This window comes from Pseudomonas sp. P5_A12, from assembly GCF_056400685.1.
Map to the genome: position 1 here is coordinate 17,488 of NZ_JBFUKU010000034.1, position 14,349 is coordinate 31,836.

Below are 14,349 nucleotides of genomic sequence, written 5' to 3' on the forward strand. Positions count from 1 at the left end.
CGCCCATTGCGTAAAAGCCGGGCCAATGCCCCTCCTTTGCCCTACACCTTTGAACGAGTTTTCCTGAATTTCCGATGAATAAAGCCATCTCCGATCTGTCCTCCCACACGCCAATGATGCAGCAGTACTGGCGCCTGAAGAACCAGCACCCTGACCAGCTGATGTTCTATCGCATGGGCGACTTTTACGAGATCTTCTATGAAGACGCGAAGAAAGCCGCCAAGTTGCTGGACATCACCCTGACCGCCCGTGGGCAGTCGGCGGGTCAGGCGATTCCGATGTGTGGGATTCCTTACCACGCGGCGGAAGGCTACCTGGCGAAACTGGTCAAGCTCGGCGAGTCGGTGGTGATTTGTGAGCAGGTGGGTGATCCGGCGACCAGTAAAGGGCCGGTGGATCGTCAAGTGGTGCGGATCATCACGCCGGGCACAGTCAGTGACGAAGCGCTGCTGGATGAGCGCCGGGATAACCTGATCGCGGCGGTGCTGGGTGACGAGCGTCTGTTCGGCCTGGCCGTGCTGGACATCACCAGCGGCAACTTTACGGTGCTGGAGATCAAGGGCTGGGAAAACCTGCTGGCGGAACTGGAGCGGGTCAATCCAGTCGAGCTGATGATCCCGGACGACTGGCCCAAAGACCTGCCGGCGGAAAAACGTCGTGGGGTTCGTCGCCGTGCACCATGGGATTTTGAGCGTGATTCTGCACTGAAAAGTCTTTGCCAGCAGTTCTCGACCCAGGATCTTAAAGGCTTTGGCTGCGAGAACCTGACCCTGGCCATCGGCGCTGCCGGTTGCCTGCTCAGCTACGCCAAGGAAACCCAGCGCACCGCCCTGCCGCATTTGCGCAGCCTGCGCCACGAGCGCCTGGATGACACCGTAGTGCTGGACGGCGCCAGCCGTCGCAACCTGGAACTGGACACCAACCTGGCCGGTGGCCGCGACAACACCCTGCAATCRGTGGTTGATCGCTGCCAGACCGCCATGGGCAGCCGCTTGCTGACCCGTTGGCTGAACCGTCCGCTGCGGGATCTAACCGTATTGCTGGCGCGCCAGACCTCGATCACCTGCCTGCTCGACGGCTACCGCTTCGAGAAACTGCAACCGCAACTCAAGGAAATCGGCGACATCGAGCGGATTCTGGCGCGGATCGGCCTGCGCAACGCCCGCCCTCGTGACCTCGCTCGTCTGCGTGATGCGCTGGGTGCATTGCCTAAGTTGCAAGTGGCGATGACTGAGCTTGAAGCACCGCACATCATTCAACTGGCCAAGACCACCAGCACTTATCCGGAACTGGCGGCGCTGCTGGAAAAAGCCATTATCGACAACCCACCGGCGGTGATTCGTGACGGTGGCGTGCTGAAAACCGGTTACGACAGCGAACTCGACGATCTGCAATCTCTGAGCGAAAACGCCGGGCAGTTCCTGATTGATCTGGAAGCTCGCGAAAAAGCGCGCACCGGTCTGTCGCATTTGAAAGTCGGTTACAACCGCATTCACGGTTACTTCATCGAGTTGCCTAGCAAACAGGCCGAGTCCGCACCAGCAGACTACATCCGCCGCCAGACGTTGAAAGGTGCCGAGCGCTTCATTACCCCGGAACTCAAGGCGTTCGAGGACAAGGCACTGTCGGCCAAGAGCCGTGCGTTGGCCCGCGAGAAAATGCTCTACGAAGCGCTGCTCGAAGACCTGATCGCCCAATTGCCGCCGCTGCAGGACACCGCGGCTGCGCTGGCCGAACTGGACGTATTGAGCAACCTGGCCGAACGCGCCCTGAACCTCGACCTGAACTGCCCGCGTTTCGTCAGCGAGCCCTGCATGCGCATTACCCAGGGTCGTCACCCAGTGGTCGAGCAAGTGCTGAGCACGCCGTTCGTGGCCAACGACCTGAGCCTCGACGACAACACTCGGATGCTGGTGATCACTGGTCCGAACATGGGCGGTAAATCCACCTACATGCGGCAGACCGCGTTGATCGTGTTGCTCGCGCACATCGGTAGTTTCGTGCCCGCGGCCAGTTGTGAACTGTCCCTGGTGGACCGGATTTTCACCCGGATCGGTTCCAGCGATGACCTGGCGGGCGGCCGTTCGACCTTCATGGTTGAAATGAGCGAAACCGCGAACATTTTGCACAACGCTACCGAACGCAGCCTTGTGCTGATGGACGAAGTCGGTCGTGGCACCAGCACCTTCGATGGTCTGTCCCTGGCCTGGGCCGCTGCCGAACGGCTGGCATATCTGCGCGCCTACACGCTGTTCGCCACCCACTATTTTGAGCTGACGGTGCTACCCGAGGCGCAACCTCTGGTGGCCAACGTTCACCTCAATGCCACCGAGCACAACGAACGCATCGTGTTCCTGCACCACGTGCTCCCCGGGCCTGCCAGCCAGAGTTACGGCCTGGCAGTGGCGCAACTGGCCGGCGTGCCGAGCGAAGTGATCGTGCGTGCGCGTGAGCATCTCGGTCGCCTGGAAGCCACCGCTCTGCCCCATGAAGTTCCTGTGATTGCCAAGGGCAAACCGGCCGCGCCGCAGCAAAGCGACATGTTCGCCAGCCTGCCGCATCCAGTGCTGGATGACCTGGCCAAGCTGGATCTGGACGACATGACGCCACGTCGTGCGCTCGAAATGCTCTATGCACTAAAGAACCGGATCTAACGCACTTGCCTACAAGCTGTTAGAATCTCGCGCGGTTTGGGATGCTGCTGGCTAATAGCCTGGCCAGCAGACTATCGCTCCCGAACCTGGCGACCCCAACGTGAAGGGGCTCCGCTGCCGCCGCCTGAGGAGAAAATTAGAAATGACCTTCGTCGTCACCGACAACTGCATCAAGTGCAAGTACACCGACTGCGTAGAAGTCTGTCCGGTGGACTGCTTTTACGAAGGCCCGAACTTCCTGGTGATTCACCCGGATGAGTGCATCGACTGCGCACTGTGCGAACCAGAATGCCCTGCCGTGGCCATCTTCTCCGAAGATGAAGTTCCGGAAGGTATGCAGGAATTCATTCAGCTGAACGTTGAACTGGCCGAAATCTGGCCCAACATCACTGAGAAGAAAGAATCGATGCCAGACGCTGAAGAGTGGGATGGCGTCAAAGGCAAGATCAAAGACCTCGAGCGCTGATTTTCCGCGCGTTCCCGAAAAGGCCCCTAGCGGGCCTTTTTGCTTTTCTTGAAGTAAAAAAAGGGGCGGTTTGACCCGCCCACATTTTTTCCCTATTCCCTGTGTTCCTTTTCATCGTCCTGATGAATCGCCTCCTGCGATGTCCGTTCCCCTCAATCCTTGAAGATCGTATCTGTCCGTCGACACCGTTCAGATATTAGAGAATCCCCCGCCGAGAGCAATCGACCCCGACCGCCAAAAACATCTGTCATATGGTCTTAATGAAATTAAATATTCTTAGAAATCATATAGATAGAATCTGTCGGCGTAGGAGGATAGACAACTAGCACCCTGTAAAAATAATGAACACTTACGAAAGAGTAAGCGAAGACTTACAGAACGAAACTACAAACCTGCAGCAACCACCCAGCATGTTACAGGTCATAAAAAAACCCCGAGCCAGTCGGGGTTTTTTATGACTGATTGAGTCTGTCGCTTATTGAAACAGCGACTCGCTCGACAAGCCGTTCTTCTCGAGGATCTCCCGAAGACGCTTCAGGCCTTCCACCTGGATCTGTCTGACCCGCTCCCGGGTCAGGCCGATCTCCAGGCCTACGTCTTCAAGCGTGCTGCTCTCGTGACCGCGCAAGCCGAAGCGGCGAACCACCACTTCGCGCTGCTTGTCCGTCAACTCCGACAGCCATTGATCGATACTTTGGGACAGGTCGTCATCCTGAAGCAGCTCACAGGGGTCGGTTGGACGGTCATCAGTCAGGGTGTCCAGCAGGGTTTTATCCGAATCCGGACCCAGCGAGACGTCGACCGAAGAAACCCGCTCATTCAAGCCGAGCATGCGCTTGACCTCTCCTACCGGTTTTTCCAGCAGGTTGGCGATTTCTTCGGGTGAGGGTTCGTGATCGAGTTTTTGCGTCAGCTCCCGTGCCGCCCGAAGGTACACGTTAAGCTCCTTGACCACATGGATCGGCAACCGGATGGTCCGGGTCTGATTCATGATCGCGCGCTCGATGGTCTGACGAATCCACCAGGTCGCGTAGGTCGAAAAGCGGAAGCCGCGTTCAGGGTCGAATTTCTCCACTGCCCGGATCAAGCCGAGGTTGCCCTCTTCGATCAGGTCCAGCAGCGACAACCCACGATTGACGTAACGACGGGCGATTTTCACCACCAGTCGCAGGTTGCTTTCAATCATGCGTTTGCGCCCGGCCGGATCGCCACTTTGCGACAGACGCGCAAAATGAACTTCTTCTTCCGGGGAGAGCAATGGGGAAAAGCCGATTTCATTGAGATACAACTGCGTGGCATCAAGTGCCCGCGTGTAATCGATGTACTTGTGTTGTTTTAGCGAAGCGGAGTGTTTGGATTTGGCACGAACGGAAGAAGGTGGAGCAGCCCCTTCATCATTCGACATCGAATCCGTCTCGATACTGGTCTCCATCAGGAGAACCTCATCGTCGATGTCAAACTCCGGCACTTCTTTACTGAGAGCCATTGTTATAGTCCTTTGGTGAGTTCGACCTCAAGCTCAAGCGACGCCTTTATCCTTGGCAACGCTGGAGCCTGTCCCCTCTACGTGACGGAACAGACTGGCTAGCAAATCAACGACGTGGCAGGAATTGCAGCGGATCTACAGGTTTACCTTGGCGGCGAATCTCAAAATGCAGTTTCACCCGGTCTGTACCCGTTGACCCCATTTCGGCAATTGTCTGTCCGACTTTGACCTGCTGTCCCTCCCGAACCAAAAGCCTGCGGTTATGTCCGTAGGCACTGACGTAGGTTTCGCTGTGTTTGATGATGACTAATTCGCCGTAGCCCCTTAAGCCACTCCCGGCGTATACCACCGTCCCATCAGACGCAGCTAAAACAGGCTGTCCCAAATCTCCGGCGATATCAATTCCTTTATTCAAACTACCGTTTGATGAGAACTTTCCAATCAAAATACCATTAGATGGCCATCCCCAGCCGGTCGGGGCTGGACCTGCAGGTGGCAATGGAGCGGGTGCCGGCTTACTGGCGACGGACGGTGTAACCACCTCTGTACTCGTGGTTGCGCCATTCGGTTGGCGCCGGATTACCGTGGTTTTCAGCGACGACGAAGGCGTCGAATCGGACGCACTGGACACCGCTGTCGGCGTTGATCCGGTGCGGCCATCAAAGCGAATTATCTGACCCGGATGGATCGTATAGGGTGTAGGAATATTGTTGCGTGCGGCGAGGGCTTTGTAGTCCCAGCCGTAGCGAAAAGCGATCGAGAACAGGGTGTCTTTTGGTCGAACGACATACTGACCTGTGGTCACTACCGGACGTTGCGGCGCAGCCTTGTTGCGTTCGACGACGCTTGTGCTACTCGATTTGGTGCTGGAGCAACCGACCAGCAAGGTGCTCAAGACAAGGCCAGTCACCAGGCGCTGAAAGCTCGTTGTACTCATACGCTGCGCAATGACTGTGAGACTCACCCGCCGCTCCCTATGTGGTGGCTGAAATTGTGGATTGCCGTGTTCCGGCTCGAGATGTCGCAAGTATAACGGGCTGAACAGGCTTTACCTTTAATGAAGCTGAATCGCTTCGCGCACACGTTTGCCTACTGACGATAAATACCGTTTAACCATTCGATGCCGCTGTAAGACAAGGCCAATCGAAGAGAATTCAGCGCGCAAAAACAAATGCTCAGGCCAGTGGCCCGTTGAGCAATGGCACGAACCGCACCGCCCCCAGAACACGTCGGGAAAAGCCTTGTTCTTCGCGGATGATCAGCATCAATTGCTGCACCTCGCCGGAGCCGACCGGTATCACCAGTCGCCCGCCCGGAGCCAACTGATCGAGCAAGGCCTGAGGCACATCAGTGGCCACCGCCGTGACGATGATGCCGTTGTAAGGCGCCAAGGCTGGCCAGCCCTCCCAGCCGTCCCCCCAACGAAACACCACGTTGCGCAGGTTCAGTTCCACCAGACGTTCCTTGGCCCGATCCTGCAAAACCTTGATGCGCTCCACGGAAAACACCCGCTCGACCAGCTGTGACAGCACGGCCGTCTGGTAGCCCGAGCCGGTACCAATCTCCATCACCTTGTCCAAGGGACCAGCCTCCAGCAGCAACTCGCTCATGCGCGCCACCATGTAAGGCTGGGAGATGGTCTGGTTATGCCCGATCGGCAGCGCCGTGTCTTCGTAAGCGCGATKGGCCAGCGCCTCGTCGACGAACAGGTGTCGCGGTGTACGGCGAATGACTTCCAGCACCTTGGCGTTGGAAACACCCTCTTCATACAGTCGCTGAATAAGGCGTTCACGGGTCCGTTGAGAGGTCATCCCGATGCCACGGCGCAGCATATCGTCTTGTTCACGAGACATTAGCGCAGCCCCTCCAGCCAGCCATCGAGACTTCTGAAGGCATCATTGAAGGTACGATCCAGTTGCAGCGGCGTGATGGAAACGTAGCCCTGCATGACCGCATGGAAATCGGTACCCGGGCCGCCATCTTCAGCGTCCCCGGCGGCCGCGATCCAGTAACCGGATTTGCCCCGCGGATCGACCACCTTCATCGGTGCCGCCGCGCGTGCGCGATGCCCGAGGCGGGTCAGCTGAATACCGCGGATATGGTCCAGCGGCAAATTGGGAATATTCACATTCAGTACCGTGCGCGGCGGCAGGTCGAGATCGCCATGGGCTTCGACCAGTTTGCGCGCAAAGTAGGCGGCTGTGGGAAGGTTCTCTACTTGTCGTGAGACTAACGAAAAGGCAAACGAAGGACGCTCAAGGAAGCGCCCTTCAAGTGCGGCCGCCACGGTGCCGGAATACAACACGTCATCGCCCAGGTTAGCGCCCAGGTTGATCCCTGAAACGACCATGTCCGGCTCGCGTTCCAGCAAGCCGTTCAGGCCCAGGTGTACGCAATCGGTGGGTGTGCCGTTCAGGCTGATGAAGCCATTGGCCAGGGTTTGCGGGTGCAACGGACGGTCGAGCGTCAGCGAGCTGCTGGCGCCGCTTTTGTCCTGGTCCGGGGCGATAACCACGCATTCGGTGTAATCCGCCAGCGCAGCATAAAGCGCGGCGAGACCGGGGGCGGTTACCCCATCGTCATTAGAAATCAGAATACGCATGGGCTGTCCGTCTGCCCCACCGGCACCAGATCAACGAGCTCGCGCACCAATACGGTGGCAAAGCATCCGGCCGGGAGGACGAATTCCAGTTGCAGAATGTCAGGCTCGGGATAATGCCACGTCAACCCAGCAATGGGCAGYCGCAGGATGCGACGTTCGTGACTCATACCGGCGTTAATCAACCAATCGCGCAAGTCCGCTTCGCGAGCGGCGATGTCCTGCTCCAGTACATGGACAACGCCGGTCGCCGGCGAGTCACCTTCGCCCCACTGCGGGCCGGTCGGGTGCAGGTCGAGAATCACCAGTCGTGGATCGCTGCACTCCGCTTCACCGGCCGGAAAGAAGCTGCGGCTGTCGGTGAATGCTAACAGATCGCCGACTTGGGCTTGCTGCCAGGTACCGTCGGCAACACGTGCCGCCAACACCTGATTGAACAGGAAACTGCGCGCCGTGGAGAGCAGCCGCGAACGCACGTTGCGCTGCTCCGGCAACGCTTTGCGCGCTGCCCAGGCACGGGCATCAACAACATTGCCGCCGTCAAAGCCGAAACGCTGGGCGCCGAAATAATTGGGAATACCTTGCTTGGCGATCAATTGAAGCCGTTCTTCAATTGCCGCCTTGTCGCCAGAGAATTGCGTCAAGCGCAAAGTGAAACCATTGGCCGAGTGAGCGCCGCGTTGCAGCTTGCGTTTGTGTCGACCGGTCTTGAGGATTTTCAGCGTGTCGTTTTCCGCCGCCGACAAATCCGGGTCAGCCTTGCCCGGCAGTTGCACGCTGAACCATTGGCGCGTCAGCGCCTGGCGATCCTTGAGCCCGGCATAACTGACGGTGCGCAATGGCACGCCCGCCGCCTTGGCGATCCGCCGTGCCGCTTCCTCGGTATTCAGGCCGCGCTTTTCCACCCAGATCCACAAATGCTCGCCATCACCGCTAAGGGGGATGTTGAGCACTTCATCGACCTGAAAGTCTTCTGCCGTGGCTTTAAGAACAGCGCTGCCAAGCGCCTCGCCATAGGCCCGCGGGCCGAGCAATTGCGATTCGTTCATGCGCGCAGCAACAATGCAACGGAGTGCACGGCAATGCCTTCTTCGCGACCGACAAAGCCAAGCTTTTCGGTGGTGGTAGCTTTCACGTTCACTTGATCCAACTCAACTTGAAGATCCGCGGCAATCAGCGCGCGCATCGATTCGATATGCGGGGCCATTTTCGGCGCCTGTGCAACGATGGTGTTATCGACGTTGCCGATTTTCCAGCCTTTGGCGTGAATCAGCGCGACAACGTGGCGCAGCAGTACTCGGCTGTCAGCGCCTTTGTATGCCGGGTCGGTGTCCGGGAAATGCTTGCCGATATCACCCAGCGCGGCAGCACCGAGCAAAGCATCGCTCAAGGCGTGCAGCAGGACGTCACCGTCGGAGTGAGCGAGCAGCCCGAAGCCGTGTGCAATGCGCACGCCGCCCAGAGTAATGAAATCGCCTTCAGCAAAACGGTGCACATCATAGCCGTGGCCAATACGCATAAAAAAACGCCCCGATTTTTGTCAGGGCGTGATTCTACCTGCTTTGTCAGACATTAGGCGCCTAGAGCATGCGCATGATGTTTCAGGTGGTCGTCGATGAAGCTGGCGATGAAGAAATAGCTGTGATCGTAGCCCGGCTGCAGGCGCAACGTCAGCGGATGAGCCGCCAGTTTGGCGGCCTGTTGCAGGGCTTCCGGCTTGAGCTGGGTCGCAAGAAAATCATCACGATCACCTTGATCCACCAGCAGCGGCAGCTTCTCTTCGGCCTCGGCGATCAGGGCGCAAGCATCCCATTCGCGCCACTTCGAACGGTCTTCACCCAAGTAACGCGTGAAGGCCTTCTGACCCCACGGACAATCCATCGGATTGTTGATGGGCGAGAACGCCGATACCGACTGATAACGGCCAGGATTGCGCAGCGCACAAACCAAAGCACCATGGCCGCCCATGGAGTGACCGCTGATGCCACGCTTGTCCGATGCAGGGAAATGGGCCTCGACCAATGCCGGCAATTCCTGCACGACATAGTCATGCATCCGATAGTGCCGCGACCACGGCTCTTGGGTGGCATTCAGATAGAACCCGGCGCCGAGGCCGAAGTCCCAAGCGCCATCTGGATCACCCGGCACATCGGGACCGCGCGGACTGGTGTCCGGCGCAACGATGATCAGCCCCAACTCAGCCGCCATGCGCAGGGCACCGGCCTTTTGCATGAAGTTCTCGTCGGTGCAGGTCAGGCCGGACAACCAGTACAGCACGGGCAGCTTGCCACCCAGCTCCGCTTGCGGCGGCAAGTACACGGCAAACACCATGTCGCAGCCCAGCACGTCGGAACGGTGCCGATAGCGCTTGTGCCAGCCGCCGAAACTTTTCTGGCAGGAGATATTTTCCAGGCTCATGACCGACCTCAGAAATGAATGACGGAACGGATGCTTTTACCTTCGTGCATCAAGTCGAACGCCTTGTTGATATCTTCCAGGCCCATGGTGTGGGTGATGAACGTATCCAGCGGGATTTCACCGGTTGCAGCCATTTCGACGTAGCTTGGCAACTCGGTACGGCCGCGCACACCGCCGAACGCGGAACCGCGCCAGACGCGACCGGTGACCAACTGGAATGGACGGGTGGCGATTTCCTGACCGGCACCGGCGACACCGATGATCACCGACTCTCCCCAACCCTTGTGGCAGCACTCAAGTGCGGCGCGCATCAATTGCACATTGCCGATGCACTCGAAGGAAAAGTCGACGCCGCCATCGGTCATGTCGACGATGACTTCCTGGATCGGACGGTCGAAGTCTTTCGGGTTCACACAATCGGTTGCACCCAACTGCTTGGCGATCTCGAATTTGGCCGGATTGATGTCGATAGCGATGATGCGTGCAGCCTTGGCTTTAACTGCGCCGATGACCGCCGACAGACCAATGCCGCCGAGGCCGAAAATGGCCACGGTATCACCGGGTTTCACCTTGGCCGTATTGAGCACCGCGCCGATGCCGGTGGTGACACCGCAGCCCAGCAGGCAAACTTTTTCCAGTGGCGCTTCTTTCGCAATTTTGGCGACGGAAATTTCCGGCAGCACGGTGTACTCGGAGAACGTCGAAGTGCCCATGTAGTGGAAAATCGGCTGACCCTTGTAGGAAAAGCGCGACGTGCCGTCCGGCATCAAGCCTTTGCCCTGGGTCGCGCGAATGGCCTGACACAGGTTGGTTTTGCCCGACAGACAGAATTTGCACTGACGGCATTCCGGGGTGTACAGCGGGATGACATGATCGCCCACTGCCAGCGACGTCACGCCTTCGCCAATCGCCTCAACCACCGCACCGCCTTCATGACCGAGAATCGACGGGAAGATACCTTCCGGGTCAGCACCCGACAGCGTGTAGGCGTCGGTATGACAAACTCCGGAGGCAACCACACGTAGCAAAACTTCGCCAGCCTTGGGCATGGCCACATCGACTTCGACGATCTCGAGGGGTTTCTTGGCCTCGAAGGCAACGGCAGCGCGCGACTTGATCATGTGGATTCTCCAGTGAATAAATACGAGACAGGGAGTGTAATACAGCGTCTTACGATGAATAATCCGGACAAAAGCAAAACATTATTGCCATACAGGGATAATCAAAGATGTCCGAAAGCCGCTGGGAAGGGATCGACGAATTCGTCGCCGTGGCCGAATGCAGCCAATTTACAGCCGCTGCCGAACGCCTTGGGGTTTCTTCCTCTCACATCAGTCGCCAAATCGTACGCCTTGAAGAGCGCCTTCAGACCCGTCTTCTTTACCGCAGCACCCGCCGGGTGACGCTGACCGAAGCCGGGCAAACCTTCCTGCAACATTGCCAGCGCCTGCAAGACGGCCGAGAAGAAGCCTTACGCGCGGTCGGCGATCTGACCAGCGAACCCAAAGGCATGCTGCGCATGACCTGCGCCGTGGCGTACGGCGAGCGATTCATCGTGCCGCTGGTCACGCGCTTTATGGGGCTCTACCCGCAACTGCGTGTCGACATCGAATTGAGCAACCGCCCACTCGACCTGGTGCATGAAGGCCTGGACCTGGCGATCCGCCTTGGACGCCTGCAAGATTCGCGACTGGTTGCCACGCGCCTGGCACCACGACGCATGTACCTGTGCGCATCGCCGTCCTACCTGGAACGCTATGGTCGGCCACACAGCTTGTCGGAACTGAGCCGCCACAATTGCCTCATCGGCAGCTCGGACCTATGGCAACTGGAACAGAACGGGCGGGAATTTTCGCAACGGGTACAGGGAAACTGGCGCTGCAACAGTGGGCAAGCGGTGCTGGATGCCGCGTTACAGGGCGTGGGGTTGTGTCAGTTGCCGGACTATTACGTGCTGGAACACCTGAAAAGCGGCGCATTGATTTCGTTGCTGGAGGCGCATCAACCGCCAAACACTGCGGTATGGGCGCTTTATCCACAGCAACGACATCTGTCGCCCAAGGTGCGCAAGTTGGTGGATTATTTGAAGGAGGGCTTGGCGTTAAGGCCGGAGTACAGGGTGTGAGGGGTTGAAGATCAAAAAATCGCAACCTCGTTTCACTCGACAGCTCCTACAGGATATTGCGGTGAACGCGGACAATGTAGGAGCTGTTGAGTGAAACGAGACTGCGATCTTTTACCGACGGTTAGCCCAACGCTGACGAAGCCATTCAAGATCTTCGGGACGCGTAACCTTGARGTTGTCGGACCGACCCTCAATCAGACGCGGCGCCATGCCAGCCCATTCCATGGCCGATGCTTCATCAGTGATGACCGCATCGGCCACCAGACTGTCCGCCAACGCCCGATGCAGGGCGCCAAGGCGAAACATCTGCGGCGTATAAGCTTGCCAGATCACGCTGCGGTCCACGGTTTCAACCACCCGCCCATACTTGTCGACCCGCTTGAGTGTGTCGCGTGCCGGAACCGCCAGCAACCCGCCTACCGGATCGTTGATCAACTCACTCAGCAACTTGTCCAGATCATCACGGCTCAGATTCGGTCGCGCGGCGTCGTGAACCAGCACCCAATCTTCATCGTCAGCACCCAGCGCATGCAGATGCAGCAATGCATTGAGCACGGAGCCGGAACGCTCGGCGCCGCCGTCAACCCGCTGAATTCGCGAATCGGCAGCGCAGGCCAGGTTCGGCCAATAAGGATCATCAACAGCAAGACTGACCACCAAACCTTTCAGGCATGGATGATCTAGGAAACAGCCGAGGCTGTGTTCGAGAATAGTGCGTCCGCCCAGTTGCAGGTATTGCTTGGGACGGTCTGCGGCCATACGGGCACCGACGCCCGCGGCAGGAATCACGGCCCAGAAGGCCGGCAACAAGGAATTCATTGAGCCAACTGGAAAAGGGTTTCGCCGTCCTTGACCATGCCCAACTCATGGCGAGCCCGCTCTTCAACGGTCTCCATACCTTTTTTCAGTTCGCTGACTTCGGCGTCCATCACCCGATTGCGCTCCAGCAACCCTTCGTTCTCAGCCTGTTGATCCTTGATCTGCTGAGTCAGCTCAGCCACTTGCGCCAGACTGCCATTACCCACCCACAGGCGGTATTGCAGGCCAGCCAGCAACAAGAGCAAGACGAGGAACAACCAATTGGGACTGCGCATCGAATATCAGGTTTCCAGTGAAAAAAGACCGCCATGCAAAAACTTTGAAGCTTCTGATAGCACGAAGCCTGGAAGAACCAGGCTTGTGCTGATAAGGCATCAGATTAGTGGCAAATTGATCGCTGTAGCGATTTTTCCGACACAATCCGGTGTCTTTTTACCATTTAACAATCACCCGCGGAACTCGCTGCGGCCGTTGTACTTGGCTTTACCGTTCAACTGCTCTTCGATACGCAGCAGTTGGTTGTACTTGGAAACGCGGTCAGAACGGCACAGGGAACCGGTTTTGATCTGGCCAGCCGAAGTGCCCACAGCCAGGTCGGCGATGGTCGAATCTTCGGTTTCGCCGGAGCGGTGCGAGATCACAGCCGTGTAACCAGCGGCCTTGGCCATCTGGATGGCTTCCAGGGTTTCGGTCAGGGTGCCGATCTGGTTGAACTTGATCAGGATCGAGTTGGCGATCTTTTTATCGATGCCTTCTTTCAGGATCTTGGTGTTGGTCACGAACAGGTCGTCGCCTACCAGCTGGGTCTTCTCGCCGATTTTGTCGGTGAGAATTTTCCAGCCAGCCCAGTCGGACTCGTCCAGACCGTCTTCGATCGAGATGATCGGATAACGCTCGGTCAGACCTTTCAGGTAGTCAGCAAAACCTTCAGCGGTGAACACTTGGCCTTCGCCGGACAGGTTGTACTTGCCGTCTTCGTAGAATTCGCTAGCGGCGCAGTCCAGCGCCAGGGTCACGTCGGTGCCCAGCTTGTAACCGGCGTTGGCCACGGCCTCGGAGATCACTTTCAAAGCGTCTTCGTTGGAAGCCAGGTTCGGCGCGAAACCACCTTCGTCACCGACAGCAGTGCTCAGGCCACGGGCCTTCAGAACGGCTTTGAGGTGATGGAAAATTTCGGTGCCCATGCGCAGGCCTTCCGAGAAAGACTTGGCGCCAACTGGCTGAACCATGAATTCCTGGATGTCGACGTTGTTATCGGCGTGCTCGCCACCGTTGATGATGTTCATCATCGGTACCGGCATCGAGTAAACACCCGGGGTGCCGTTCAGGTTGGCGATGTGAGCGTACAGCGGCAGGTCCTGGTCCTGTGCTGCTGCCTTGGCTGCGGCCAGGGAAACGGCGAGGATCGCGTTGGCGCCCAGGGAGCCTTTGTTTTCGGTACCGTCGAGCTTGATCATCGCGTGATCGAGCGCTTTCTGGTCGCTTGGGTCGGTACCTTTCAACAGGTCGCGGATAGGACCGTTGATGTTGGCGACGGCCTTGAGCACGCCTTTGCCCAGGTAACGGCTCTTGTCGCCATCACGCAGCTCGAGCGCTTCACGCGAGCCAGTGGAAGCACCGGACGGCGCGCAGGCGCTGCCGATGATGCCGTTATCGAGAAGCACGTCCGCTTCCACGGTGGGATTGCCACGGGAGTCGAGAACTTCACGACCTTTGATGTCGACGATTTTTGCCATTGTTGTAAACACTCCAAAGTTGACGAAAACGACGCAGCTAGAGGAA

At 58.0% G+C, this 14,349-nt stretch carries 14 protein-coding genes; 3 read left to right on the forward strand and 11 right to left on the reverse strand.

The window, feature by feature from the left end; all coding sequences use genetic code 11:
* The first annotated feature begins 86 nt into the window (after positions 1 to 86).
* Both mutS and fdxA read left to right on the forward strand, forming a co-directional pair.
* The gene (gene mutS, locus AC1DSG_RS07685) at positions 87 to 2,654 is read left to right on the forward strand and encodes a DNA mismatch repair protein MutS (RefSeq protein WP_477790351.1); all 2,568 of its coding nucleotides are present in this window, start codon (positions 87 to 89) and stop codon (positions 2,652 to 2,654) included.
* Positions 2,655 to 2,796: 142 nt separating this feature from the next.
* Complete coding sequence (gene fdxA, locus AC1DSG_RS07690; protein ID WP_007949364.1) at positions 2,797 to 3,120, forward strand: ferredoxin FdxA; 324 nt, start codon at positions 2,797 to 2,799, stop codon at positions 3,118 to 3,120.
* A gap of 475 nt (positions 3,121 to 3,595) precedes the next feature.
* Here fdxA and rpoS read toward each other — a convergent pair whose 3' ends face one another.
* The 8 genes from rpoS to AC1DSG_RS07730 all read right to left on the reverse strand — a co-directional run bounded on the left by rpoS (position 3,596) and on the right by AC1DSG_RS07730 (position 10,744).
* Positions 3,596 to 4,606 carry an RNA polymerase sigma factor RpoS gene (rpoS, locus tag AC1DSG_RS07695; RefSeq protein WP_477790341.1) on the reverse strand — a complete coding sequence of 337 codons (1,011 nt, stop codon included), beginning with the start codon at positions 4,604 to 4,606 and terminating at the stop codon, positions 3,596 to 3,598.
* A 106-nt stretch (positions 4,607 to 4,712) separates the two neighbouring features.
* Entirely contained in the window at positions 4,713 to 5,570 is an 858-nt protein-coding gene (locus AC1DSG_RS07700) for a peptidoglycan DD-metalloendopeptidase family protein (RefSeq protein WP_477790342.1), read from the reverse strand.
* A 211-nt stretch (positions 5,571 to 5,781) separates the two neighbouring features.
* Positions 5,782 to 6,417 carry a protein-L-isoaspartate(D-aspartate) O-methyltransferase gene (locus tag AC1DSG_RS07705; protein ID WP_477790352.1) on the reverse strand — a complete coding sequence of 212 codons (636 nt, stop codon included), beginning with the start codon at positions 6,415 to 6,417 and terminating at the stop codon, positions 5,782 to 5,784.
* 41 nt (positions 6,418 to 6,458) lie between these two features.
* A complete protein-coding gene (gene surE, locus AC1DSG_RS07710) occupies positions 6,459 to 7,208 on the reverse strand; it encodes a 5'/3'-nucleotidase SurE (protein WP_477790343.1) in 750 nt (249 codons plus the stop codon).
* Positions 7,196 to 8,254 (reverse strand): tRNA pseudouridine(13) synthase TruD, encoded by a 1,059-nt coding sequence (gene truD, locus AC1DSG_RS07715; protein WP_477790344.1) that lies wholly within the window; start codon positions 8,252 to 8,254, stop codon positions 7,196 to 7,198. Before truD ends, surE begins: the two co-directional genes overlap by 13 nt.
* The gene (gene ispF / locus AC1DSG_RS07720; RefSeq protein ID WP_477790345.1) at positions 8,251 to 8,724 is read right to left on the reverse strand and encodes a 2-C-methyl-D-erythritol 2,4-cyclodiphosphate synthase; all 474 of its coding nucleotides are present in this window, start codon (positions 8,722 to 8,724) and stop codon (positions 8,251 to 8,253) included. Before ispF ends, truD begins: the two co-directional genes overlap by 4 nt.
* A 53-nt stretch (positions 8,725 to 8,777) precedes the next feature.
* Positions 8,778 to 9,623, reverse strand: a complete 846-nt coding sequence (gene fghA, locus AC1DSG_RS07725; protein WP_477790346.1) for an S-formylglutathione hydrolase — start codon at positions 9,621 to 9,623, stop codon at positions 8,778 to 8,780.
* 8 nt (positions 9,624 to 9,631) lie between these two features.
* Entirely contained in the window at positions 9,632 to 10,744 is a 1,113-nt protein-coding gene (locus tag AC1DSG_RS07730) for an S-(hydroxymethyl)glutathione dehydrogenase/class III alcohol dehydrogenase (protein WP_477790347.1), read from the reverse strand.
* 107 nt (positions 10,745 to 10,851) lie between these two features.
* Here AC1DSG_RS07730 and AC1DSG_RS07735 point away from each other — a divergent pair, with 107 nt between their 5' ends.
* The gene (locus AC1DSG_RS07735; RefSeq protein WP_477790348.1) at positions 10,852 to 11,748 is read left to right on the forward strand and encodes a LysR substrate-binding domain-containing protein; all 897 of its coding nucleotides are present in this window, start codon (positions 10,852 to 10,854) and stop codon (positions 11,746 to 11,748) included.
* A 111-nt stretch (positions 11,749 to 11,859) separates the two neighbouring features.
* Here the strand turns inward: AC1DSG_RS07735 and ispD are convergent, their stop codons facing one another.
* The 3 genes from ispD to eno all read right to left on the reverse strand — a co-directional run bounded on the left by ispD (position 11,860) and on the right by eno (position 14,303).
* Positions 11,860 to 12,567, reverse strand: a complete 708-nt coding sequence (gene ispD, locus AC1DSG_RS07740) for a 2-C-methyl-D-erythritol 4-phosphate cytidylyltransferase (protein ID WP_477790349.1) — start codon at positions 12,565 to 12,567, stop codon at positions 11,860 to 11,862.
* Positions 12,564 to 12,842: a cell division protein FtsB gene (gene ftsB / locus AC1DSG_RS07745; protein WP_007949352.1), complete on the reverse strand. Its 279-nt coding sequence runs from the start codon at positions 12,840 to 12,842 to the stop codon at positions 12,564 to 12,566. Before ftsB ends, ispD begins: the two co-directional genes overlap by 4 nt.
* 171 nt (positions 12,843 to 13,013) lie before the next feature.
* Entirely contained in the window at positions 13,014 to 14,303 is a 1,290-nt protein-coding gene (gene eno / locus AC1DSG_RS07750) for a phosphopyruvate hydratase (RefSeq protein WP_008039408.1), read from the reverse strand.
* Between the last annotated feature and the right edge of the window lie 46 nt (positions 14,304 to 14,349).